This is a genomic window from Streptococcus koreensis (assembly GCF_003627135.1).
GTDB classification, from domain to species: domain Bacteria; phylum Bacillota; class Bacilli; order Lactobacillales; family Streptococcaceae; genus Streptococcus; species Streptococcus ilei.
The window spans coordinates 1,817,716-1,841,455 of sequence record NZ_CP032620.1 but is presented as its reverse complement, the minus strand read 5'-3'; the positions used below and the strand labels follow the sequence as shown (position 1 = coordinate 1,841,455).

Here is a 23,740-nt window from a genome sequence, read left to right as displayed (position 1 = left end):
CAGCTTTTACAGCCCTACTCAACTGTGAGGAGGTGGGACGACGAAATCGAATTCTAACGAATGACCGATTTCTGTCCCACTCTCTTTTTATTTCTTTAAAATCCATCAAGCAATGATATCTTGTGAGCGATTCCTAAATTTTTTGTTGACAGAAGGGGCGCTTTTCCGTATAATGGATACTAGTTTGGAAGATTACTCAAGAGGCTTAAGAGGCCGTGTTGGAAACGCGGTAGGCGTGTAACAGCGTGCGTGGGTTCGAATCCCATGTCTTCCGTATAAGAAAGAAAAGCAGATCAGTCGGTCTGTTTTTTTTGTTAGGCAGGATTGGCAATGGGTAAGAGTGTCTTCTTTGCCGGATTTCCTGTATAATAGAAGGAAAGAACGGATGAAAAGGAGAACAAGGTGATTACACAGCTGGACACAAAATCAGTCTACACCTTTATGGACAGTTTAGTCTCTATTCGAGACTATATTCATCGTGCCAAAGAAATGGGTTACCAACAAATTGGTCTCATGGACATCGATAATTTATATGGGGCTTACGAGTTTTTAGAAGAGTGTCAAAAAGCTGGTATGGGGGCTGTCCTAGGTCTTGATTTGGAAGTCGAGATACCGGCGGGTCCTTTGTCTATCCGTTTGGTTGCATTAGGAACCAAAGGCTACAAACACTTAATTAAAATTTCCAGCATGAAAATGATGGGGACAACAGATTGGTCAGCCTTTCAACACTTATTGGATGATATAGCCATCATCGTTCCCTATTTTGAAGGGATTGAGTATTTAGACTTAGGCCAAGACTTTGCGATTGGTGTCTTTCCGGATACTCCAGCGAAACAGTTTTCTCGTCCTGTTTTCCCACTCCATACGGTCCGATATTTTTCTACGAGTGATTTGGAGAGTCTTCAGATGCTTCACGCCATTCGTAATAATTGCAGTCTGAAGGAAGTAGGAGCTATTGACACCTCTATGATGTTCCTGCCACCTGAAGAGTTGGAGCGGGCATTTTCACATAATTTTCCGGATAGTATTCCTTATCTAGAAAAGACTCTTGCTGCCGTTCATTATGAGATTGATACGCAATTAAAGCTTCCCCGTTTTAATCCAGAGAAACCTGCAGTCGAGGAATTGCGTGAGTTGGCTGAGGAGGGCTTGAGAAGCAAGGGGCTGGACCAGACGGTTTACCAAGAGCGTTTGCATCATGAATTGGCTGTCATCCATCAGATGGGCTTTGATGACTACTTCTTGATTGTCTGGGATTTATTACGCTTTGGTCGAAGTCAGGGTTACTATATGGGGATGGGACGTGGATCAGCAGTTGGTAGTCTAGTAGCCTATGCCTTGGATATTACAGGGATTGATCCAGTCAAGAACAATCTCCTCTTTGAGCGTTTTTTGAACTTAGAGCGCTATACCATGCCAGATATTGATATTGATATTCCAGATGTCTATCGTCCCAAATTTATCCAGTATGTTAAAAATCGCTACCGCAGTCCTCATGTGGCTCAAATTGTGACCTTCTCAACTTTTGGAGCGAAACAAGCCATTCGAGATGTGTTTAAGAGATTTGGAACCCCAGAGTATGAGTTAACCAACCTTACCAAGCGGATTGGCTTACGGGACACCTTAGCCTCTGCTTATGAAAAGAATTTAGCCTTCCGTCAAGCCATCCAAAGTCGTCCGGAATACCGTAAGGGTTTTGAAATTGCGAAGAGGATTGAAGGGCAACCGCGTCAGACGTCGATTCATGCGGCAGGTGTCGTCATGAGTGGAGAAGACCTCACCAATCAAATTCCGATCAAGATGGGTGAGGAGATGAATCTGACCCAATATGATGCCCATGGTGTTGAGGCAAATGGCTTGCTCAAGATGGACTTCTTAGGACTACGAAATTTAACCTTTGCTCAACGGATGCAGGAAGCAGTGAAGGAAAAATATCAAAAGGATATTAAAATCGAGGATATTCCTCTAGAAGATCCAGAAACGATTGCTTTATTTGCTGCGGGTAATACCAAGGGAATCTTCCAGTTTGAGCAAGCAGGAGCTATCCGTTTATTAAGACGGGTTCAACCCAACTGTTTTGAAGAAATTGTTGCGACGACTTCTTTGAACCGGCCAGGGGCTAGTGACTATATCGATAATTTCGTCAAACGCAAGCATGGCAAAGAGAAGGTCGATATGATTGATCCTAGTTTGGAAGGGATTCTAGCACCAACTTATGGCATCATGCTCTATCAGGAACAAGTCATGCAGGTGGCCCAGACCTTTGCTGGCTTTAGTCTAGGAAAGGCCGATATTCTCAGACGGGCCATGGGGAAAAAGAACGTGGCAGAAATGCATCGGATGGAAGATGACTTTATCAAGGGGGCTGTCGCGCTTGGGCATAGTGCAGAAAAAGCCAAGAAAGTCTTTGCCATTATGGAAAAATTTGCTGGCTATGGCTTTAACCGTTCCCATGCCTATGCCTACTCAGCCTTGGCCTTCCAATTGGCTTACTTTAAAGTCCATTATCCAGATGTCTTCTTTGACATTATGCTCAACTACTCTAGCAGTGATTACTTGACCGATGCGTTGCAATTCAACTTCCAAGTGGCTCCTTTGACCATTAATACCATTCCTTATAAAGATAAGTTCCAAGATCAGAAGATTTATCTAGGAATGAAGAATATCAAAGGTCTTCCAAAAGATCTAGCCTTTTGGATTATTGACCAACGCCCCTTTGAGAGTATTGAAGATTTTATCTTGCGCTTGCCAAGTCAGTACCACAAACTTCCTCTTTTGACGCCACTGGTAGAATTGGGCTTGTTTGACTGCTTTGAAAAGAATCGAAGAAAAGTCCTTCAGAACCTTCCTAATCTATTTGTCTTTGCGGATGAGTTGGGTAGTTTATTTGGCGAAGCTAATTATTCCTGGATGGATGCTGAGGACTACAGCAAGGCTGAGAAGTATGAAATGGAGCAAAGGGTCATAGGGGTCGGTCTCAGTCCTCATCCTCTGGTGGAAATTCTATCCGCAAGTAGCCAACCAGTACGGCCGATCGCTTCTTTAAGCGAAGGAGAACAGGCCACCATCCTAGTCGAAGTCCAATCAATCCGGACGATTCGAACAAAAAATGGGGAAAATATGGCCTTTTTACAAGTTTCCGATCTCCAAAAGAAGATGGATGTCACTCTTTTTCCGGATACTTATCGCCAGTATAGTTCAAAAATAAGAGAGAAGGGCTATTACTATCTCAAGGGGAAAATCCAGTCTAGAGATGGTCGACTCCAAATGATTTTGATGGAAGCAGAAGAAGCCACCAATCAGCGTTTTTGGATTCAATTGTTTGATCACCAGGAGGACCGGGCAGTCTTAGATGTTTTAAAAGCCTATCCGGGTCCCTATCCTGTTGTTATTCGCTATGAAGAGGAGAAAAAGACCATTCAATTAAAAGGAGTTTCCGTCCAGAAAAACGAGAAGTTAGAAAATGAGCTGGCAAGTATTGCTATGAAAACGATTTATCGATAAAATCTACGGAAAATAGGAGAAATTTGAGCCTCTTTGTGTTATAATCATTTAGAATGTAAAAGAAAAAAAAGGAGCAAATATCGAAATGAAACGTATTGCTGTTTTAACCAGTGGAGGAGATGCCCCTGGAATGAATGCTGCTATCCGTGCAGTTGTTCGCCAAGCAATTTCTGAAGGAATGGAAGTATTTGGTATCTATAATGGATACGCTGGTATGGTTGCTGGCGATATCCATCAATTGGATGCTTCATCAGTTGGGGATATTATTTCTCGTGGTGGAACAATGCTTCACTCAGCTCGCTATCCTGAATTTGCTGAACGCGAAGGTCAATTAAAAGGGATTGAGCAGTTGAAGAAACATGGAATCGAAGGTGTCGTCGTTATCGGTGGTGATGGATCATACCACGGAGCGATGCGTTTGACAGAACATGGCTTCCCAGCTGTAGGACTTCCTGGTACAATTGATAATGATATCGTTGGTACAGATTTTACAATTGGATTTGATACAGCTGTTACAACTGTAATGGATGCGATTGATAAGATCCGGGATACATCGTCTAGTCACCATCGTACCTTTGTAATCGAGGTAATGGGACGTCATGCAGGGGATATCGCCCTTTGGTCAGGTATTGCTTCAGGAGCTGATGAGATCATCATTCCAGAAGAAGGCTTCAAAATCGAAGATGTCGTTGAAAGCATCAAGATGGGCTACGAGAAAGGTCGTACACACAACATCATCGTCCTTGCAGAAGGTGTGATGTCTGCTGCTGAATTCGGTAAAGCCTTGAAAGATGCCGGAGATACAAGTGATCTTCGTGTAACAGAACTTGGACATATCCAACGTGGTGGTTCACCAACTGCGCGTGACCGTGTCCTTGCTTCACGTTTGGGTGCACATGCTGTTAAGTTGTTGAAAGCTGGTATCGGTGGTGTAGCTGTTGGTATCCGCAATGAACAAATGGTGGAAAACCCAATTCTTGGTAGTGCAGAAGAAGGTGCTCTCTTCAGCTTGACTGAAGACGGCAAAATCAAGGTGAACAACCCTCACAAGGCTGACTTGAACCTTGCAGAGTTGAACCGTAGCTTATCTTCTATCTAATAGTTATTTGTTAAAATTTGTCTAAATAGACAGTGTATTTTAAAAGGAGTCACAAAAATCATGAACAAACGTGTAAAAATCGTTGCAACCTTAGGTCCTGCGGTAGAAATCCGTGGTGGTAAAAAATTTGGTGATGATGGATATTGGGGTGAAAAACTTGATGTTGAAGCTTCAGCACAAAACATTGCTCAATTGATTGAAGCAGGAGCTAACACTTTCCGTTTCAACTTCTCACACGGTGACCACCAAGAACAAGGTGACCGTATGGCAACCGTTAAACGTGCAGAAGAAATCGCTGGTAAAAAAGTTGGTTTCCTTCTTGATACAAAAGGTCCAGAAATCCGTACAGAGTTGTTCGAAGGCGATGCTAAAGAGTACTCATACAAGACTGGTGAAAAAATCCGTGTTGCAACTAAACAAGGAATCAAATCAACTCGTGAAGTGATTGCTTTGAACGTTGCTGGTGGTCTTGATATCTACGATGATGTTGAAGTTGGTCATCAAGTCTTGGTTGACGATGGTAAATTGGGTCTTCGTATTTTCGCTAAAGACGATGATACTCGTGAATTTGAAGTGGTTGTTGAAAATGACGGTATTATTGCTAAGCAGAAAGGTGTGAATATCCCTAATACGAAGATTCCTTTCCCAGCTCTTGCTGAACGCGATAACGACGATATCCGCTTCGGTTTGGAACAAGGTATCAACTTCATCGCGATCTCATTCGTACGTACTGCGAAAGACGTGAACGAAGTTCGTGCAATCTGTGAAGAAACTGGTAACGGTCACGTTCAATTGTTCGCTAAAATCGAAAACCAACAAGGTATCGATAACTTGGATGAAATCATTGAAGCTGCTGACGGTATCATGATCGCTCGTGGTGACATGGGTATCGAAGTACCATTCGAAATGGTTCCAGTATACCAAAAAATGATCATCACAAAAGTGAACGCTGCTGGTAAAGTTGTTATCACTGCAACAAACATGCTTGAAACAATGACTGAAAAACCACGTGCAACTCGTTCAGAAGTATCAGACGTATTTAACGCTGTTATCGACGGAACTGACGCGACTATGCTTTCAGGTGAGTCTGCAAACGGTAAATACCCACTTGAGTCAGTAACAACAATGGCTACAATTGACAAGAATGCACAAACTCTTCTTAACGAATACGGACGTTTGAACTCAGATACTTTCGAACGTAACTCTAAGACAGAAGTTATGGCATCAGCTGTTAAAGATGCAACAAACTCAATGGATATCAAATTGGTCGTTACTCTTACTAAGACTGGTCACACTGCACGTTTGATTTCTAAATACCGTCCAAATGCTGATATCTTGGCATTGACATTTGATGAATTGACTGAACGTGGATTGATGTTGAACTGGGGAGTTATCCCAATGTTGACAGATGCTCCATCATCAACTGACGATATGTTCGAAATCGCAGAACGTAAAGCAGTAGAAGCAGGTCTTGTACAATCTGGTGACGATATCGTTATCGTTGCAGGTGTGCCACTTGGTGAAGCTGTTCGTACAAACACTATGCGTATCCGTACAGTACGTTAATCTAACTAACCAACCTTGTTCTCTAAGTGTAAAATCTTGGAGACAAGGTTTTTTTCGTCCAAGTTTCTGACGATTTAGGAATGTGGGCCTTTTTTATTGTCTAATAAAATGGTATAATGGAAGGAACTGAAAGGGGGGATAGGAATGTCAAAAAGGGATTTGATTCGGAATATTATCATCATTGGAATATTGGGCTTGGTACTCATTACTTTGCGCCTATTTGTTTTTCAACCATTGTGGGTATCTGATCAAATGGCCAATGCCTCCGTTAAGAAAGATGATTTAGTATTAGCGACTAAGAAGGGAAAAATTGATCGGACAGATTTGGTCCTCTACCATGTAAAAGAGAAACAATATCTTGGACGTGTCATTGCGATAGAGAGCGATGAGGTCAGCTATGTGGATGATGTCTTTTATTTGAATGGTTTAGCTACAGCAGAGCCGTATTTGGATAAAATGAAGACCAAACATTTGGCGGCCCCAAGTGGCGATTATTTTACAAATGATTTTTTCTCTAGAGAACTTAAAGGAACCAAGGCAGGGAAAGTACCAAGTAATAGTTATTTAGTCCTAAACGATGATCGCAACAATACAAAAGATAGCCGTGAATTTGGTTATATTCAAGCAGATCAGATTGAGGGTGTTGTCGATTTCAGATTGTACCCTCTAAATAAATTTGGTTTTATTAAAGAAGAAGAATAGTCCATGAGGACTATTTTTTCTTACAAAAAAGCTACTGCAGAAAGGAATTGCAGTAGCTTTTTGTTCTAGTTTAGATTGAGGGAGAGGGATCTATTTTTCCTGTTTACTTGTAATTTGGTGAAAGACCTTTTGCCAGTGTTCGTGACGTCGCCAGAGACTGGTATGGATCTGGTTATGCAATTCATAGCGAATCAACTTAGTCTTTTGACTAATGGATTCGATTTCGAAATTCTTAAAGGGAATTTGATGCTCTTCCTGCAAACGAACCAGGTCCTCTTTGTGGCTTTCTTGGCCGAATTCATTAATGAGGGTGAAGTTGTCTGCTAGGAGGGTTGAATATTCCTGCTGAGCCTGTAGGCGTTCTTCGTAGGTCTTTAACTTGAGAAGGACATTGTCCAGGATCTCATCTTCTGGGATAGAACTTGGCTCCACATGCACATCGATGTCAAAGACACCAAATTGTTCTTTGAGAAGGCGCTCGACCTCTTCAGTAATGGCATGACTCTCATAAACAGAAAGGTCAGGATTCATTTCGATGACAACATCCAGGTAAATATTGCTTCCGTAGGTCCGTCCCCGTTGGGATTTGACCCGGCTGACCTTTGGCAATTCCAGAATAGCCGCCTTGTATTTATCCAGGAGACTTTCATCAAAACCATCAGAGAGACTGAAGGAGGATTCGATGAAAATATCGTAGGCGGTTTTTAGGATAAAGAAGGTGATGACAATGGCCACCAATTGGTCCATAATGGGGTAGTTGAGAGCGCTAGCCCCAATCGCAACAGAAGTTCCCAAGGAAGTGACTACGTCAGAGAGGTTATCTTTGGCAGCTGCCTTGAGGGCCTTGGATTGGGCTTTCTTAGCTAAATTGCGGTTATGAAGATAGACCGCAAACATAACCAGGGCCGAGCCGACTCCGACGATAGCTCCTAAAGGATCGATGACAGTGGTTTCTCTACTGAGGATTTTCTGAACGGTATCTCGTAGGACATCAAAGCCCACATAAAACATGATGATAGAAGTCACCAGGCTAGCTAGATCTTCGATCTTCCAATGACCGAACCGGTGGTCACGGTCAGCTGGCTGGCGGGCTAAGCGAATGCCAATGAGAAGGGCGACGTTGCTGATAATATCGGATAAGTTATTAAAACCATCCGCGACCAAACTGGAGGAGTGAAGAAGATGGCCTGTTGCTAATTTGGCAGCGGAAAGAATCAGGTAGGCGACAATACTGATCAGGGCTCCACGTTCGGCTAGTTTTAAATTACTTTGTGATTGATTCACTTAGACCTCCTCCAGACTTCTGTATATTTCCAACTAAGGGACAAACTTGGATCGTTGTTAATGAGGAAAAATTCGTTCTTCTTAAGGCTTTATTATAGCTTTTTTGAGTGCAAAATTCAAATGATGCCAACTGTTTCCAAAAGGAGAAAGGGTGAAAATGTGGTATAATAGAACGATTGAATGAATGAGGAGTATGAGATGAATCCTTTATTGAATGGTATGAATGATCGCCAGGCAGAGGCGGTCCAAACGACAGAAGGCCCCCTCTTGATTATGGCGGGAGCTGGTTCTGGTAAGACACGTGTCCTGACCCACCGGATCGCTTACTTGATCGATGAAAAAATGGTCAATCCTTGGAATATTTTGGCCATTACCTTTACCAATAAAGCCGCTCGGGAGATGAAGGAGAGGGCCTATCAGTTAAACCCAGCGACTCAAGATTGCTTGATTGCCACCTTCCACTCCATGTGTGTGCGTATTCTCCGTCGAGATGCGGATCATATTGGCTACAATCGCAACTTCACCATTGTCGATCCAGGTGAGCAACGGACCTTGATGAAGCGGATCTTGAAGTCCTTGAACTTGGATCCTAAGAAATGGAATGAACGGACCATCTTGGGGACTATTTCCAATGCCAAAAATGACCTGATTGATGAAGTAGCCTATGCTGCCCAAGCTGGAGATATGTATACCCAGATCGTCGCCAAGTGCTATGAGGCTTACCAAAAGGAACTCCGGCAGTCAGAAGCGGTAGACTTTGATGATTTGATTATGCTGACCCTGCGTCTTTTTGATCAAAATCCTGATGTTTTGACCTATTACCAGCAGAAGTTCCAATACATCCATGTGGATGAGTATCAAGATACCAACCATGCCCAATACCAGTTGGTCAAACTCTTGGCTTCACGCTTTAAAAATATCTGTGTCGTTGGGGATGCCGACCAGTCTATTTATGGCTGGCGGGGAGCGGATATGCAGAATATCCTGGACTTTGAGAAGGATTATCCTGATGCCAAGGTCGTTTTGTTGGAGGAAAATTATCGTTCCACTAAAACCATCCTACAAGCAGCCAATGATGTCATTAAAAACAATAAAAATCGTCGTCCTAAGAATCTTTGGACCCAAAATGCTGACGGGGAAGAGATTGTCTATTACCGGGCCAATGACGAGCAGGATGAAGCGGTCTTTGTTGCTAAAACCATTGAAGAGCTGAGTCGCGAAGCGGGCTACAAGCACCGTGATTTTGCCGTTCTCTACCGGACCAATGCCCAGTCACGGACTATTGAAGAAGCCTTGCTCAAGTCCAACATTCCCTACACCATGGTGGGGGGGACCAAGTTCTACAGCCGGAAGGAAATTCGGGATATCATTGCTTATCTGAACTTGATTGCCAACCTCAGTGACAATATCAGTTTTGAGCGTATTATCAATGAACCCAAGCGGGGAATCGGGCCGGGTACAGTGGATAAGATTCGTGACTTTGCCCAAATGCAAGAGTCCTCACTCCTGGATGCTTCAGCCAATATCATGCTCTCTGGCATCAAAGGAAAGGCAGCCCAAGCTATCTGGGACTTTGCCAATCTCATTCTTGATTTGAGAGAAAGATTGGACCAGCTGACCATTACAGAGTTGGTCGAAGAAGTCCTTGACAAGACAGGTTACATGACGGCTCTAACCAATCAGGGGAATTTAGAAAGTCAGGCCCGCATCGAGAATATCCAAGAGTTCCTGTCTGTTACTAAGAATTTTGATGAAAACGGGGAAACCCTCGAAGACGAGACAGGTGTGGAGACCTTGAGTCGTTTCTTGAACGATTTGGCTTTGATTGCCGATACAGATGATGGGGCCCAAGAAACTTCAGAAGTCACCTTGATGACTCTTCACGCGGCTAAGGGATTGGAGTTTCCAGTCGTCTTCTTGATTGGAATGGAGGAAAATGTCTTTCCTCTTAGTCGTGCAGCAGAGGATCCAGACGAGTTGGAGGAAGAACGTCGTCTGGCTTATGTGGGGATAACACGGGCAGAGAAGGTTCTCTTCTTGACCAATGCTAACTCTCGTTTGCTCTTTGGACGGACCAGCTACAACCGCCCGACACGCTTTATCAATGAAATTAGCTCGGATTTATTGACCTACCAGGGCTTGGCCCGTCCAGCCAACACCAGCTTTAAGGCTTCTTATAGCAATGGAGGCGGAACGACCTTTGGAAAAGGCATGAGCCTGTCACAAGCCCTTCAAGAGCGCAAAAGACAAGCAGCCCCAAGTGCTCTCACGTCATCAAGCCTCCCTTTTGGCAATAGCAACCGTTCTAGTACCAAAGAGAGCGTCGCTTGGTCTATTGGCGACATTGCCCTTCATAAGAAATGGGGGGAAGGGACTGTCCTAGAAGTCTCTGGTAGTGGCAATACCCAAGAGCTCAAGATTAACTTCCCAGAAGTGGGTCTCAAGAAACTCTTGGCCAGTGTAGCGCCGATTGAGAAGAAATAAGTGGAGACCAGTAAGGTAAGTCCACTGTTTCAGATTATAAACAAGCAACATCTCTTCAGAAATCTAAAGTTATTACTGAATGAGACTATTGAAAAAAGATATTTTGGAACTAGTGCAAAATAGATTGAGACTTTTCGCCGTGAGGAAAGCACCAGAAACGCATTAGTTTCTGGTGCTCGGTAGATTTGAGACGGAAGGCTCAAATCTAAGGTATGGAATCCCAAAGGGAGTCGCTACCGTCCGTCCTCACTTAAGGAAAGTCTCAATAGAGAAATGAATATTCAGTTAAAACCAGCAAGCCTCGTTTGCTGGTTTTGATTTTACTGGTGGCATGATATAATATACTAAGAATAGAGAAAGAGGCAAACTATGAACGAAATCAAGTGTCCCAACTGTGGGGAAGTCTTTACAGTCAATGAAAGTCAATACAGCGAACTCTTGTCACAGGTACGGACAGCTGAGTTTGACAAAGAAATTCATGAGCGGATTCGGCAAGAGCTGGCTTTAGCTGAGCAAAAGGCCCTCAATGAGCAACAAGAGAAGTTAGCCAAGAAGGATCAAGAAATTGCCCAGTTACAGAACCAGATTCAACAGTTTGATACTGAAAAAGAATTGGCCAAAAAAGAGGTGGAGCAAACGGCTAGCCAAAGTCTGCTAGAGAAAGAAAAAGAAGTGCAAGCACTGGAGAATCAGTTGGCCACTTTGCGCTTGGAGCATGAGAATCAACTGCAAAAGACGCTCTCTGATCTAGAGAAAGAAAGAGATCAGGTCAAAAATCAGCTCCTTTTACAAGAAAAAGAAAACGAGCTTTCTCTTGCTTCGGTGAAACAAAACTATGAAGCCCAACTTAAGGCAGCAAATGAGCAAGTTGAGTTTTACAAGAATTTCAAGGCCCAACAGTCGACCAAGGCCATCGGTGAAAGTTTGGAACAGTTTGCGGAAAGTGAATTCAACAAGGTTCGCAGTTTTGCCTTCCCAAATGCCTATTTTGAAAAGGACAACAAGGTCTCTGCGCGTGGGTCTAAAGGCGACTTTATCTTCCGTGAATGTGATGAAAATGGAGTGGAGATTATCTCCATTATGTTCGAGATGAAGAATGAAGCCGACGGGACCGAGAAGAAGCATAAGAATGCCGATTTCTACAAGGAGTTGGACAAGGACCGCCGTGAGAAGAACTGTGAGTATGCTGTATTAGTATCGATGTTAGAAGCCGATAATGACTACTTTAACACTGGGATTGTTGATGTTAGTCATGAGTATGAGAAGATGTATGTAGTGCGTCCTCAGTTCTTTATCCAGTTGATTGGTCTCTTGCGTAATGCGGCTCTTAACTCTCTAAAATACAAGCAAGAACTAGCACTTATCCGTGAGCAAAATATTGACATCACCCACTTTGAAGAAGATCTAGATGCCTTCAAGGTTGCCTTTGCTAAGAACTACAATTCAGCCTCCGTCAACTTCGGTAAGGCCATCGATGAAATCGACAAAGCCATCAAGCGGATGGAAGAAGTCAAGAAATTCTTGACCACATCAGAAAATCAACTCCGCCTCGCTAATAATAAGTTGGATGATGTATCAGTCAAAAAATTGACCCGCAAAAATCCAACCATGAAAGCTAAATTTGATGCTCTGAAAGGGGAGTAGAAAGCAGTGGAAAATGAATTATTAGTATTGAATACTGAAGAAGTATATGATTCTGAAAATTTAAACTATGACGAATTAGAAGAACTATTGGAACAGCAATTTACAATGGAGTTTTCTAATCTCGAAAAATTAGAACTAGAATGTAAAGAGATTAGTTCACCAGATAAACTAGGAGATGTTATTTTAGATGAAATCTGGGATCAATTTGCGAATCAAATTGGTTTAGATATGACAAGTGACACGCTTCTTAAACAGTATAATGATAAGTATCCTAATGGTTATACAAAAAAAGAGGCTACTAAAATAATGAAAGATAAAAGGTATACTGATGCAAATAATGCTATGAAAGTAAAGCAAAAATCTGGAAATTTAAAGGATGAATATACTGGAAAAACATTAAAAATTAACGATAAAGCCAATCTAGATCACGTCGTACCAAGAAAACAGATTTTCGAAAACCCATGGAGAAAAATAGCAGATATTGAAACTTCTGATTTAGCTAATAAATCAGAAAATTTGGCAGGAACTAATGAATCTCTTAATAAAAGTAAAGGAGCAAAATCCAATAGTGAATATATAAAGAATAGAGAAGTGAGGGAGAAAAATCTAAAAGAGCAAGTTGAAAGAGCTAATAAAAAAATTGACAAGAAGGATATTTCGGATGCAGAAAAACAAAGTCTTAAAGCTGAGAATGAAAAAAGGTTAAATGATAAATTAGCAGCGGATTCAAAGAAGATGCTTAAGGCTGAGAAAAGAGCAAAGAAGGTTATTAATAAGGATATTGCAAAGAAAGCCTCTGTCAGAATGGCCAATAAAGCTGGGAAAGATGCTATAAAAGCTATGTTTGTTGCTGCACTATTTGGAATGTTAAAAGAAATAATGAATGCTTTAGTTCGATTTTTCAAATCTAAAAAGCGATCTTTTAATATATTTCTGGAACAAATGAAAAACTCGCTTCATTCATTCTTTAAGAGGATTAAAGATTTTATCAAAGTTGGTGTAGATAGTTTTGTTGGGAGTATTGTGGGAGAGATTATTGGAGCAATTAATCAAAAATTAAAAAGGCTTCCAAACATGGTCAAACAATTATTTGGATCAATTAGAGAAAGTATATCTTATTTATCGAATCCTGAAAACCAGTCCCACACTACTGAAATTAAAATTGCTCATATCTCTAAAATTATTACTTCTGGTTTGGTAGCTATAGGAGCAATGTTTTTAGGAGAAATTCTTGAAAAGTATTTATTAACGATACCAGGTATGGGATTTGAAATAATGTTTTTAGGTACTTTGGCAAATGTTTTGGGAATGTTCTTTGCAAGTGTACTGACAGGAATATTGGCTGTCGTTATCATTAATAGACTTGATCAATTTATTTCAAGAAAGTTAATTGAAGAGAATAAAAAGCAACAAGCTGATAAGAAAAACGAATTGTTACAAATTCAAGATATTCAGATTTTTGTTGCAGAAGAAAATGTTGTTGTTAAACGTAATAATATTTTTAATAAGATGACTAAAAATCATCAAAAATTGCGGGAATTACTGAGTAATATTCAAGAAGAGTTTATTATTTCTGAAATTGATTTTAAACAACGATTACTAAATACTGAAGTATACTTTGATGAAAAGCATAATGAACTAAAAGAAATGCAAGAAATTTTAAATGATTTATTATAGGAGAAAGTTATGTCAGATGAATTGGAAATTCAAGTTTTAGCGAAATCTGAAAAATTTAATGATAAAAAACAGGAATTAAAAGATTTTAGCGAGAAGATTCCTAAACAATCAAATCTACCAACAGTACCACAAGAGGATCCTTTTTTAGGATTTATAGGTATGGAGTATGATGTTAAAGGCAAGGATTTAAATGCTCTTTCTGATGCTGTTCAAAATAGAATGATTGAACAAAACAAGCATATTAAAAAGATTATTCAGGAATTTAATACTATTTATGAAACATTTCAGATATTAGATGATGAATATATTCAGAGAATATCAAACTCTTTGCTTGCAGCAAAAGAAGCTAATAATATTGCTTTACAAGGGTTAGAGGAGACTAAGTCCTATCAAGAAAGTAATAAAAATTTATTAAATGATATTTTCAAACAAAATAAAGATATAATAAATACTTTGAAGAGCCATCATAATAAGTTAGAAGAAATAGAACATTTTGAAGAGAAGCAAAGTCAAATTCAGATTGATATTGATAATTTAAAAGTAGATTTAAATAAATTAGCAAAAATTGAAAATGGTTTTTATGATTTACAGGTACAAGTAGAAGAAAAACAGAGTATTTTAAAAAATGAAATGGATGATTTGTATCGTAGAGTAAAAGAAGAAAAAGATCATTTAAATCAATGGGTTGAAGATTTTCAAATAAAATTAGAAAAAAGTCAAAGAGAGATTAAATTTTTAAAAAATGGTTTCTATACCCTGGGAGTAGTTGTGGTGATAATAGTAATATTTCTGTTATTTAAGGTAGTGTAGATGATTAGTGAAACTTATTTAAAATTGTTAAAATCGGAAGTGAAAAAAATTGACGAATTAACGAATAGTACATATGAATTTGAAATAATTCTTCAAGATATTGTAGATAATGTTAAAAATTCAGAGCTAGAATTTGTAAAACGTTTAGGAAATTTGTCAAATAATGCAATGTTTCCAACTATGAAGGATAAACAATCTAATATATTAGAAATTTTGTATAAATATTTAGGTGCTAGAGTTATTGATACTAATTATGCTATATTAAAAGAAACCAATACAAAATCATTTGAGATATTATCGAATGAATTAAATTCTTTAATAGGCTTAGAAAATGTAAAAGAAGAGATAGAAGGCCTAGTAATATTTAATAAAATTCAAAAAGTTAGAGAAAACCTTGGTCTAAAAAAGACAAATAGAACAATGCATATGGCATTTTTGGGGAATCCAGGAACGGCCAAGACGACTGTTGCTAGAATTGTTGGGAACATGTATCGTTCACTAGGTCTTTTAAGTAAGGGGCATTTTATTGAAGCGAGTAGAACTGATTTAATAGCTGAATATCAAGGCCAAACTGCTATAAAAGTTAAGAGGATTATCCAAAAAGCCATAGGAGGGGTTTTATTTATAGACGAAGCTTATAGCATAACAGAGAACGATAAAAGCGACAGTTATGGTAGAGAATGTTTAACTGAGTTAACGAAAGCACTAGAAGACTATAGAAGTGATTTAGTAGTGATTGTAGCAGGTTATGAAGATCAAATGAACCAATTCTTTAACTCTAACCCTGGACTAAAGTCTAGATTTAACTATTTTATACATTTTAAAGACTATTCAGTAGAGGAATTACTAGAAATATTTCTTTATATTTGTTCGGAAAATGATTATTTGATTTCTAAAGAAGCTCAAGACAAAGTGAAGGATATTTTTCAAAAGTCTATTAATGAAAAGGATAATTTGAAATCAAATGGAAGATTAGCAAGAAATATTTTTGATTCTGTCGTAATGAATCAGGCAAAAAGATTGGCAAGATATCAGTCATTTTCTAAAGAAACTCTTCAGTTAATTACTAGTGAAGATATTTTCATAGAAAATCAAGACTAACATAAAAAACTCTGGAAATATTTTTCCAGAGTTTTTATTCTATTTAAATCGCAAAGAGATCGTTTAGGTTTTCTGCCATGGTTGGATGGGTAAAGATCTGTTTTGCGATGTAAGTATAAGGGATCTTGTTGTCCATCGCCATGGTGATCAGGTTGATAAGTTCGCCTGCAGCTTCTCCAAAGAGAGTTGCTCCAAGGATTTCTTTGGTTTCTGGGTTGACCACGGCTTTGAAAGCACCTCGGAGGTCTGCATTGACATGGCCACGAGGCATGGCAGCAACTGGTAATTCTTTAACAGCAACTGGAAGCCCTTTGTCACGTGCTTCTTGCTCAGTCAAGCCGACTTGGGCAAGTGGAGGAGCAATGAAGAGTGTTGTCGCATAATTGTTACGAGTTTCGAGATTGTAGCTACCATCGCCTGTAAGGTAGTTGAAGACGATGCGGAAATCATCGAGTGACATGTAGGTGAATTGAGGGCCACCATTGACATCCCCAACTGCAAAGACACCAGGGACGTTGGTTTCCAAATGGCTGTTGACTTGGATTGCCCCACGATCAGTGACTTGGATATCTGTGTTTTCAAGACCAAGTCCAGCTGTGTTTGGCTTACGACCTGTTGCGTAGAGAAGGATATCAAACTCAAATTCTCCCTTATCCGTTACAACGGTTAAGCTGTTTTGGCCATCTTTGATTTCTTGGGTATGAACGCCTTGCAAGAATTGAATGCCATCTTCTTCAAGGTAGCCTTTTGCAAGAGCTGCAATGCTTGGCTCAATCCGTGGCAAGAATGCTTCAGAAGCATCCAGTACTGTTACTTGGCTACCCAAGGTATTGTAGAGATGGGCAAATTCCAATCCGATTGGTCCACCGCCAAGAACACCCAGGCGTTTTGGCAGATTTTCCAAACGTTGAATACCGGTTGAATCCACAGCGAATTTGCTTTCAGCTAGTCCCGGGATTGGAAGGATAGTTGGCACTGCACCAGTATTGATAATAATGGTTTCTGCTGTCAATTCTTCCTTTTCCTCACCGGCTTGAATTTCGATGACCTTGTTGGAAACGAAACGAGCTGTTGCATCGATAATGTCTACACCAGTTCCAGCAATAGTTGCGTAGTTCTTGCCGTTGAGACGAGTGGTGACCGCATTCTTTTCGCTCATGGCTTGTTCAAAATCCAAGCCTTTTTCCGCTGCGACAATCAAGGTCTTGGTTGGGATACAAGCGATATTGATACAAGTACCACCATACATAGACTTGCTCTTTTCAATTAGAGCGACTTTTTTCCCTTGGCTTGATAATTTCGCTGCGAGTGTTTTACCAGCTTTACCAAATCCAATAACAATAACATCATACGTTAACATATGTTACACCTTCTTTCGTTTTCTATTGTATCAAACCCATTTTAAAAAGTCTGAAATCTGCTACGGGATTTTTAGGAGCTCATGGGAATGGGGAATCAGGGACAAGGAGATCCTTTTCATGGTATAATAAAGGGTCGGTGACCGTCATGGTCACACATGAGTTAGAAAGAGTAATTCAAATGGACGGAATTATTAATGTAAAAAAAGAAGCGGGAATGACTTCACATGATGTGGTCTTTAAACTGCGAAAAATCTTAGGAACCAAGAAAATCGGCCATGGGGGAACTCTGGATCCGGATGTGGTGGGGGTTCTTCCGATTGCAGTTGTTCAAGGCGCCAGATGCGAAAGACGGTAAGGCAAAACTCGTTGCTCAAGCCCATGCCATAAAGGATATCGTGTTTAATCAAGAAGTGAACGACTACTTCGACACCACCGAACCTGAAAATAAGCTAGCTCGAATCATGTTCTCTTATTACGGAGCCCTTAATGCTCAGTTAAAAGGAGACGAAACTCGTGCCCGTAGTTTGTTTGAAAGCATAGCTCATGAAAATCCAGAACTCTTTTATGTTCAGGAAGCTCAGAGATGTTTAGAAGTTGAAAACTGATGTCAGAACGTACTACTTTACCGATTGGGAGTGTTGTTCGAGTGAGAGAAGGTGTGGAACCTGTCATGATTGTTAATCATTGTTCAGATACTAAAAAGCAGAGGCAAAAATGAAACTAGGACCATTTGGATTGAGCTTATCAATAGTGGGGTAAAACATGGAAATACAATTAAAATTACGTGGAAACTCAGAAGGATTTATCCTTGAGTCAAAATTACCTGATGATGAACATTGGACTGAAAGAATTGAAATCGTTCAAGAAGAGGAAGGTTATCGTCTATATGCAAAAGATGTAGAAATTCTTGTCTTGAAAGAATCAGAATATATTTCTAAAAAGAAAAGAATAGTCGCAAGAGGGTTAAATAAGGATTTGATATATTATGAAGAAAAAAGATTTGAACATTTATGGGAACAAGCATACTGGCATGGAGTTTTTCAATTCAATTTAAATAACTATGAAATGAGGTGTGTAGGTTCAGGTAGTAAAGGAGATATTTTACCTGTCACAAAAGCTGGCATTCCGATTGCCGTTTATGCTGCAAGTAATATTGCAATTGCTGGAAAGAGAAACTTTTCTCTCTATACTGAAAATATTGACGAAATTGACAGTTTACTGATGTTTTATATAGTTGATTATATTAGGGGATATGACTTTTTAGATATTGATTCTTTATCTGCAAGATATCGTTACTTTTATCAATTCAGTGATCGCTCAGCTCTAACGAAGGAACATTTAGATATGCTTCCAGAGGCTAGAAAACCTTCTAAATTAGAGGCGTTTATCATCTATTTTTTATCAGCTTTGCTTGTTGTGGTTATCAGTTTGGTATCATTACGCTCTTGGTTCTTATTTATAGTATTACTACTGATACATTCTATTTATAATATCATAAAGAATTGGAGAAATAGAGATGAATAGTAGGGTATTTACCTATAGATTTATTATTGATGCTACATTAAAAGAAATCTTAAAAAAGTGCCAATAGCTTGATCAAAGGCATGAGAGAATGGTTTAAATGATACTGGAACGAGTTAATATAACTTTATTGACCACAACTGAAGAGAGGAAAATAGAAAGCAAGACATGAACGGTATTATCAACTTAAAAAAAGAAGCAGGCATGACCTCGCATGATGCGGTTTTTAAGCTACGTAAGATTTTAGGAACTAAAAAAATCGGTCATGGTGGGACCTTGGATCCGGAGGTTGTGGGTGTTTTACCTATTGCTGTGGGAAAGGCGACTCGCATGGTAGAGTTCATGCAGGATGAGGGGAAGGTCTACGAGGGGGAAATCACTCTGGGATATTCAACAACGACCGAGGATGCTAGTGGGGAAGTCGTAGAGCGGACCCCAGTGGAAGCCCCTTTAGATGCAACAGAGGTGGACCGCATGATTGCCCAGATGGTGGGAGAAATGGAGCAGATACCGCCTATGTACTCAGCAGTCAAGGTCAACGGACGTAAGCTCTATGAATATGCGCGGGCAGGAGAAGTAGTGGAACGCCCTGTCCGACAGGTGACGATTTATGACTTTACGCGCATCGGTGAGATTAGCTACGAGGAAGGACTAGCCCGTTTTCGCTTCAGGGTCAAATGCAGCAAGGGGACCTATATCCGGACCTTGTCGGTGGAATTGGGTCAAAAGTTGGGTTATGCAGCCCATATGTCTCATCTGACCCGAACCAGTGCTGCCGGTTTGTCACTGGATGATGCCCTGACCTTAGAAGAAGTAGCTGAAAAAGTAGGGCAAGGAGATTTGAGCTTCCTTCATCCACTTGAGATTGGTACCGGGGATCTGGAAAAAGTAGAGCTGACAGTTGAAGAAGTTGGCGAAGTCCAAGTGGGACGCTTTATTCCAGTTGAGAGCGAAGCCAGAGAGTTAGCTGCGTTTTACCAAGGGAAATTGGTAGCCATTATGGAAAAAAGGGAAGAACTTTACAAACCTCGCAAGGTTTTTCTGACAGAAAGTGTGTTACAATAAATTTATGAACATTTGTTATGTAACTAGTGAAAAAGAAATAAAAGCTCAAGCAGATACTGTTCTTGTCTTGGGCTATTTTGACGGTCTCCATCGAGGACATCAGGAGCTCTTTCGGACAGCTCGTACCATTGCTGATGATCAAGGACTTCGAGTAGCTGTTTTGACCTTTCCAGAATCTCCAAAGCTGGCTTTTGCCCGTTACCAACCAGAACTACTCCTCCACCTCCAAAACCCAGAGGAGCGCTTTAAACGAATGGAAGAACTGGGAGTCGATGATCTATATCTTATCGATTTTACCAGTGATTTTGCGGCTCATACGGCCCAAGAATTCGTTGCGGCCTACCTAACTGCACTTCGGGCGCGTGTCTTAGTGGCAGGCTTTGATTATAGCTTTGGTAGCGATAAGAAAGTAGCTAGTGATCTAGAAACCTATTTTAAGGGTCAAGTCATCGTCGTTCCACCTGTCCTAGACCAGGGCGAAAAAATCAGCTCAACCCGTATTCGGCAGGCGATTGCATCAGGCCAGGTTAAAGAAGCAGCTGATCTTTTAGGTTATCCCTTATCCAGTCGTGGCATTGTAGTCCATGGGGATGCACGAGGTCGTACCATTGGTTTTCCAACAGCCAATCTGGCGCCGATCGATCGCACCCATCTCCCTCAAGATGGTGTTTATGTCGTCGAAGTTGAGGTGCTAGGGAAACGTCACCGGGGGATGGCTTCTGTAGGGAAAAACTCGACCTTTGATGGGACGGAACTTCGCTTTGAAGCCAATATCTTTGATTTTTCAAAAGATATTTATGGACATACGATTCGGATTTTTTGGTTAGACAAGATTCGAGAAATGGTCAAATTTGATAGTGTAGAAGCACTCATCGAGCAACTGCATCAGGACGAAATCCTGGCTCGTCAATGGACCAGATAATCTTTGTTAGAAATTCTCCCTTAAGGGGAGAATTTTCTTTGTCTAAATTCAAAAATCACTATGCAAGCACGGAATAATTTTGTATAATAGAGTTAGCTAAGTGTGTCCAGAAAAAGAAGAGAAGAACATGATTACATTATTTTTGTCTCCGAGTTGTACATCCTGTCGGAAGGCACGGGCTTGGTTAGAAAAACATGAGGTTCCTTTTAAGGAACACAATATTATGACGAGTCCTTTAACAACTGAGGAGTTGCGTAATATTTTAGCTCTAACTGAGAACGGTACAGACGATATTATTTCAACTCGTTCTAAGATTTTTCAGAAGCTAAATGTTGATGTAGAGGATTTATCGATTTCTGCTTTGATCAAGTTGATTGAGGAAAATCCTAGTCTTTTGCGTCGCCCAATTATTCTAGATAAAAAACGGATGCAAATTGGTTTTAATGAGGATGAAATCCGTGCATTTCTCCCTCGAGGATATCGTAAGGAAGAGTTAAGATCTGCTACATTAAGAGCGGAGATCCATTAATATGAATAAGAATTATAGTTACCCACTCGATTTATCGTGGAGCACTGAAGAGCTTGCTTCGGTGCTTTCTTTTTTTAATCAGGTTGAACAAGCCTATGAACAAAAGGCAGATGCCCGCATCTACCTAGAAGCCTATAAGGCCTTTAAGAAAGTTGTCCCAAGTATTGGCGAAGAAAAGCGTCTGGGCAAGGAATTTGAAGAGGTCAGTGGCTACTCACTTTACCGCGCAACCAAAGTTGCGAAAGAAAAAGGGGAAGGATGGTTTTCGATTGATCAATAAATTAGAATTTGCTAAGACCATTGTCAAAGAAGCAGGAAGCTATCTAAGAGAACACTTACATGACCAGCTAGCTATTACTGTCAAAACAAATCCGACGGATTTGGTGACTCAGATGGATCAGAAAGTGCAAGCAACCTTAGTCCATAAGATATTAGAAGCTTATCCAGAAGACCAAATTTTCGCTGAAGAAGATGAACTTCGTGCTCCTATTCACTCCGGCAAGGTCTGGGTGATTGATCCCATTGATGGGACCAATAATTTTGTGACCCAAAAAGAAGATTTTGCTGTAATGGTTGCCTATTTTGAAGAAGGGATTGGCCAGTTTGGCTTGATCTATGATGTCATGCGCGACCATCTCTTTTTTGGTGGAAAGGATTTTGGAGTCTTATGCAATGACAAAGAACTGAAACCATTTCAAAATCGGCCTCTTGGGGACTTATTAGTGGCTTCCAATGTCGGCATGCTCAAATCCAACGCTTGGGGCATGGCGGATCTGGGAGCAGAGTGCTTGGGGATTCGAGTCTATGGGAGCGCTGGTATCAGCTTTACCAAGATTCTATCTGGTGGTATTTTAGGCTACTTTAGCTATATCTGGCCTTGGGATTATGCTGCTGCTGCCATTATGGGCGAGTGTCTAGGTTACTCGGTCCTGACCTTGGAAGGGAAAGAACCCAACTATGAGACCTTGGAGCCCATTATGATGGTGCCGACTTGTAAACTAGATGAAATTCAACCTTTTTTGACGAAAGGAAAAAACGCATGACCTTTCCTCAAGGATTTAAAGAAAAGTATACCCAATTACTTGGAGAAGAGGCTGAAGCCTTCTTTCAAACTTTTGATGAACCAGCCGTTTCTGCCTATCGAACCAATCCATTAAAGGCAGTGCAAATTAGAGGCGATGAGCCCATTCCAGGCATGCCTTGGAGTTACTATGGTAAGGTATCGGGGAAATCCATTGCCCATGTCACAGGTTTGGTCTACTCGCAAGAACCAGCTGCCCAAATGGTGGCTCAAGTAGCGCATCCCAGTCCGGGTATGAAGGTCTTGGATCTTGCGGCAGCCCCTGGTGGAAAGACGACTCACCTGCTCTCTTATTTAGGCAATCAAGGCCTCCTCTTTTCTAATGAAATTCACAAGGGACGCTCCAAGATTCTGGTCGAGAATGTCGAACGCTTTGGTGCTCGTAACGTCGTGGTGACCAATGAATCAGCCGAACGTTTGGCAAAGGTTTTCCCAGCCTTTTTCGATCTGATTGTTTTGGATGCACCATGCTCTGGTGAAGGAATGTTTCGGAAGCAGCCAGATGCCATGGACTACTGGAACCCAGATTATCCAGCTCAATGTGCAAGTCTTCAAAGAGAAATCTTAACAGATGCTATCAAGATGCTGGCACCAGGGGGGCAGCTAGTTTATTCGACTTGTACCTGGGCCCCGGAAGAGAACGAAGAGATTGTCTCTTGGCTTTTAGAAGAATATGAGCTAGAGTTGCTACCGATTGAAAAAATTAATGGTATGGTAGAAGGGATTGGACATCCTGAAACGGCCCGTATGTATCCTCATCATTTCAAGGGTGAAGGGCAATTTGTTGCTAAATTCCTTTATCACGGAGAGCCTGAAGTTAAGAAGTTCAAGGAAGGACGTTCCAATCTAACGGCTGAGCAGAAGAAGTTGTGGCAAGCTTTTGCCAAGGACTGTTTAGCTATCGACTTGGAGGGTCTCTACCAATGTTTTGGAGATCAGCTTTATCTCTTACCATCTGGACTTCCTGATTTGAAAAAGGTCAAGATTGCTCGCAATGGCTTGCACCTTGGTACCTTTAAGAAGAATCGCTTTGAACCTAGCTTTGCTCTGGGCCTAGCTCTGAAACCAGATCAAGTGAAAAAATCAGTCAGCTTGTCGGATCCAGACTTTAGTAAGTACGTGGCTGGAGAGACCATTCAGTTGGTGCAAGATTACGCAAATGGATGGTATCAGGTCCTGGCTGGAGGCAATGGTTTGGGCTTTGCAAAAGTAACGGGACGAACGTTAAAAAATTTCTTTCCAAAAGGCTTGAGATTTAGATAAATTATTAGGAAATGCGGTCTTTCTATGTTATAGTGGAAATAGAGTGATTCTTGCTAGAATACTAGAAGATGACCAAGTGTTTAGAGATAACATTTAAACGATATTTGATTTTGATTCAAGGAGACTT

20 protein-coding genes, 1 tRNA gene and 1 pseudogene are annotated in these 23,740 nt (G+C 40.7%); 20 read left to right on the top strand and 2 right to left on the bottom strand.

From position 1 onward, the window contains the following. Positions 1-186 precede the first annotated feature (186 nt). From D7D50_RS09190 to lepB, 5 genes are all read left to right on the top strand, one after another. Positions 187-274, top strand: a tRNA-Ser gene (locus D7D50_RS09190). A 128-nt stretch (positions 275-402) separates the two neighbouring features. After that, positions 403-3,504: a DNA polymerase III subunit alpha gene (locus tag D7D50_RS09185; RefSeq protein WP_120702117.1), complete on the top strand. Its 3,102-nt coding sequence runs from the start codon at positions 403-405 to the stop codon at positions 3,502-3,504. Positions 3,505-3,589: 85 nt separating this feature from the next. Next, on the top strand, positions 3,590-4,603 hold the full coding sequence (pfkA, locus tag D7D50_RS09180; RefSeq protein WP_023022802.1) for a 6-phosphofructokinase: 1,014 nt from the start codon (positions 3,590-3,592) through the stop codon (positions 4,601-4,603). Positions 4,604-4,663: 60 nt separating this feature from the next. After that, positions 4,664-6,169 carry a pyruvate kinase gene (pyk, locus tag D7D50_RS09175; RefSeq protein ID WP_023022804.1) on the top strand — a complete coding sequence of 502 codons (1,506 nt, stop codon included), beginning with the start codon at positions 4,664-4,666 and terminating at the stop codon, positions 6,167-6,169. A gap of 144 nt (positions 6,170-6,313) precedes the next feature. Continuing rightward, positions 6,314-6,871 (top strand): signal peptidase I, encoded by a 558-nt coding sequence (lepB, locus tag D7D50_RS09170; RefSeq protein WP_120702115.1) that lies wholly within the window; start codon positions 6,314-6,316, stop codon positions 6,869-6,871. A gap of 90 nt (positions 6,872-6,961) precedes the next feature. Here the strand turns inward: lepB and D7D50_RS09165 are convergent, their stop codons facing one another. Continuing rightward, positions 6,962-8,155 (bottom strand): cation diffusion facilitator family transporter, encoded by a 1,194-nt coding sequence (locus D7D50_RS09165; RefSeq protein WP_120702113.1) that lies wholly within the window; start codon positions 8,153-8,155, stop codon positions 6,962-6,964. Positions 8,156-8,353: 198 nt separating this feature from the next. Between D7D50_RS09165 and pcrA the strand changes: the two genes are divergently transcribed. From pcrA to D7D50_RS09140, 5 genes are all read left to right on the top strand, one after another. After that, the gene (pcrA, locus tag D7D50_RS09160; protein WP_120702370.1) at positions 8,354-10,639 is read left to right on the top strand and encodes a DNA helicase PcrA; all 2,286 of its coding nucleotides are present in this window, start codon (positions 8,354-8,356) and stop codon (positions 10,637-10,639) included. 369 nt (positions 10,640-11,008) lie between these two features. Beyond that, on the top strand, positions 11,009-12,283 hold the full coding sequence (locus D7D50_RS09155) for a DUF2130 domain-containing protein (protein ID WP_120702111.1): 1,275 nt from the start codon (positions 11,009-11,011) through the stop codon (positions 12,281-12,283). Between the two features lie 6 nt (positions 12,284-12,289). Continuing rightward, positions 12,290-13,960, top strand: coding sequence for a PTS sugar transporter subunit IIC (locus D7D50_RS09150; protein ID WP_120702109.1), 1,671 nt, complete (start codon positions 12,290-12,292; stop codon positions 13,958-13,960). A gap of 9 nt (positions 13,961-13,969) precedes the next feature. Next, entirely contained in the window at positions 13,970-14,770 is an 801-nt protein-coding gene (locus D7D50_RS09145; RefSeq protein WP_120702107.1) for a hypothetical protein, read from the top strand. After that, on the top strand, positions 14,771-15,871 hold the full coding sequence (locus tag D7D50_RS09140; protein ID WP_120702105.1) for an AAA family ATPase: 1,101 nt from the start codon (positions 14,771-14,773) through the stop codon (positions 15,869-15,871). A 43-nt stretch (positions 15,872-15,914) separates the two neighbouring features. Here D7D50_RS09140 and D7D50_RS09135 read toward each other — a convergent pair whose 3' ends face one another. After that, positions 15,915-17,231, bottom strand: a complete 1,317-nt coding sequence (locus D7D50_RS09135) for an FAD-containing oxidoreductase (protein ID WP_120702103.1) — start codon at positions 17,229-17,231, stop codon at positions 15,915-15,917. Positions 17,232-17,410: 179 nt separating this feature from the next. On the opposite strand from D7D50_RS09135, the pseudogene truB (D7D50_RS09130) reads away from it, so the two are divergent. The 10 genes and pseudogenes from truB (D7D50_RS09130) to D7D50_RS09090 form a co-directional block, all read left to right on the top strand. Continuing rightward, positions 17,411-17,572, top strand: a pseudogene (gene truB / locus D7D50_RS09130) (tRNA pseudouridine(55) synthase TruB); the annotation flags it as partial. Further along, positions 17,508-17,837 (top strand): hypothetical protein, encoded by a 330-nt coding sequence (locus tag D7D50_RS09125; protein ID WP_227877740.1) that lies wholly within the window; start codon positions 17,508-17,510, stop codon positions 17,835-17,837. The pseudogene truB (D7D50_RS09130) and the gene D7D50_RS09125, both read left to right, overlap by 65 nt. Beyond that, positions 17,837-17,950, top strand: coding sequence for a DUF4176 domain-containing protein (locus D7D50_RS10365; RefSeq protein WP_324250045.1), 114 nt, complete (start codon positions 17,837-17,839; stop codon positions 17,948-17,950). The genes D7D50_RS09125 and D7D50_RS10365 overlap by 1 nt, the downstream gene beginning before the upstream one ends. A 44-nt stretch (positions 17,951-17,994) precedes the next feature. Next, entirely contained in the window at positions 17,995-18,756 is a 762-nt protein-coding gene (locus D7D50_RS09120) for a hypothetical protein (protein WP_120702099.1), read from the top strand. A gap of 165 nt (positions 18,757-18,921) precedes the next feature. Further along, positions 18,922-19,818: a tRNA pseudouridine(55) synthase TruB gene (truB, locus tag D7D50_RS09115; RefSeq protein ID WP_120702098.1), complete on the top strand. Its 897-nt coding sequence runs from the start codon at positions 18,922-18,924 to the stop codon at positions 19,816-19,818. A 4-nt stretch (positions 19,819-19,822) separates the two neighbouring features. Next, complete coding sequence (locus D7D50_RS09110; protein ID WP_120702096.1) at positions 19,823-20,740, top strand: bifunctional riboflavin kinase/FAD synthetase; 918 nt, start codon at positions 19,823-19,825, stop codon at positions 20,738-20,740. Between the two features lie 127 nt (positions 20,741-20,867). After that, positions 20,868-21,269, top strand: coding sequence for a Spx/MgsR family RNA polymerase-binding regulatory protein (locus D7D50_RS09105; RefSeq protein ID WP_040803090.1), 402 nt, complete (start codon positions 20,868-20,870; stop codon positions 21,267-21,269). A gap of 1 nt (position 21,270) precedes the next feature. Then, positions 21,271-21,549, top strand: coding sequence for a UPF0223 family protein (locus tag D7D50_RS09100; RefSeq protein ID WP_023026658.1), 279 nt, complete (start codon positions 21,271-21,273; stop codon positions 21,547-21,549). Further along, positions 21,539-22,312 carry an inositol monophosphatase family protein gene (locus D7D50_RS09095; RefSeq protein ID WP_120702094.1) on the top strand — a complete coding sequence of 258 codons (774 nt, stop codon included), beginning with the start codon at positions 21,539-21,541 and terminating at the stop codon, positions 22,310-22,312. The genes D7D50_RS09100 and D7D50_RS09095 overlap by 11 nt, the downstream gene beginning before the upstream one ends. Next, positions 22,309-23,613 (top strand): RsmF rRNA methyltransferase first C-terminal domain-containing protein, encoded by a 1,305-nt coding sequence (locus D7D50_RS09090; protein ID WP_120702092.1) that lies wholly within the window; start codon positions 22,309-22,311, stop codon positions 23,611-23,613. The genes D7D50_RS09095 and D7D50_RS09090 overlap by 4 nt, the downstream gene beginning before the upstream one ends. Positions 23,614-23,740 lie beyond the last annotated feature (127 nt).

Coding starts and splice junctions, on each gene's coding strand:
- pfkA (WP_023022802.1), top strand. CDS start 3,590: ATGAAACGTATTGCTGTTTTAACCAGTGGAGGAGATGCCCCTGGAATG.
- pyk (WP_023022804.1), top strand. CDS start 4,664: ATGAACAAACGTGTAAAAATCGTTGCAACCTTAGGTCCTGCGGTAGAA.
- lepB (WP_120702115.1), top strand. CDS start 6,314: ATGTCAAAAAGGGATTTGATTCGGAATATTATCATCATTGGAATATTG.
- pcrA (WP_120702370.1), top strand. CDS start 8,354: ATGAATCCTTTATTGAATGGTATGAATGATCGCCAGGCAGAGGCGGTC.
- D7D50_RS09155 (WP_120702111.1), top strand. CDS start 11,009: ATGAACGAAATCAAGTGTCCCAACTGTGGGGAAGTCTTTACAGTCAAT.
- D7D50_RS09145 (WP_120702107.1), top strand. CDS start 13,970: ATGTCAGATGAATTGGAAATTCAAGTTTTAGCGAAATCTGAAAAATTT.
- D7D50_RS09140 (WP_120702105.1), top strand. CDS start 14,771: ATGATTAGTGAAACTTATTTAAAATTGTTAAAATCGGAAGTGAAAAAA.
- D7D50_RS09135 (WP_120702103.1), bottom strand. CDS start 17,231: ATGTTAACGTATGATGTTATTGTTATTGGATTTGGTAAAGCTGGTAAA.
- D7D50_RS09125 (WP_227877740.1), top strand. CDS start 17,508: ATGGGGGAACTCTGGATCCGGATGTGGTGGGGGTTCTTCCGATTGCAG.
- D7D50_RS10365 (WP_324250045.1), top strand. CDS start 17,837: ATGTCAGAACGTACTACTTTACCGATTGGGAGTGTTGTTCGAGTGAGA.
- D7D50_RS09120 (WP_120702099.1), top strand. CDS start 17,995: ATGGAAATACAATTAAAATTACGTGGAAACTCAGAAGGATTTATCCTT.
- truB (WP_120702098.1), top strand. CDS start 18,922: ATGAACGGTATTATCAACTTAAAAAAAGAAGCAGGCATGACCTCGCAT.
- D7D50_RS09110 (WP_120702096.1), top strand. CDS start 19,823: ATGAACATTTGTTATGTAACTAGTGAAAAAGAAATAAAAGCTCAAGCA.
- D7D50_RS09105 (WP_040803090.1), top strand. CDS start 20,868: ATGATTACATTATTTTTGTCTCCGAGTTGTACATCCTGTCGGAAGGCA.
- D7D50_RS09100 (WP_023026658.1), top strand. CDS start 21,271: ATGAATAAGAATTATAGTTACCCACTCGATTTATCGTGGAGCACTGAA.
- D7D50_RS09090 (WP_120702092.1), top strand. CDS start 22,309: ATGACCTTTCCTCAAGGATTTAAAGAAAAGTATACCCAATTACTTGGA.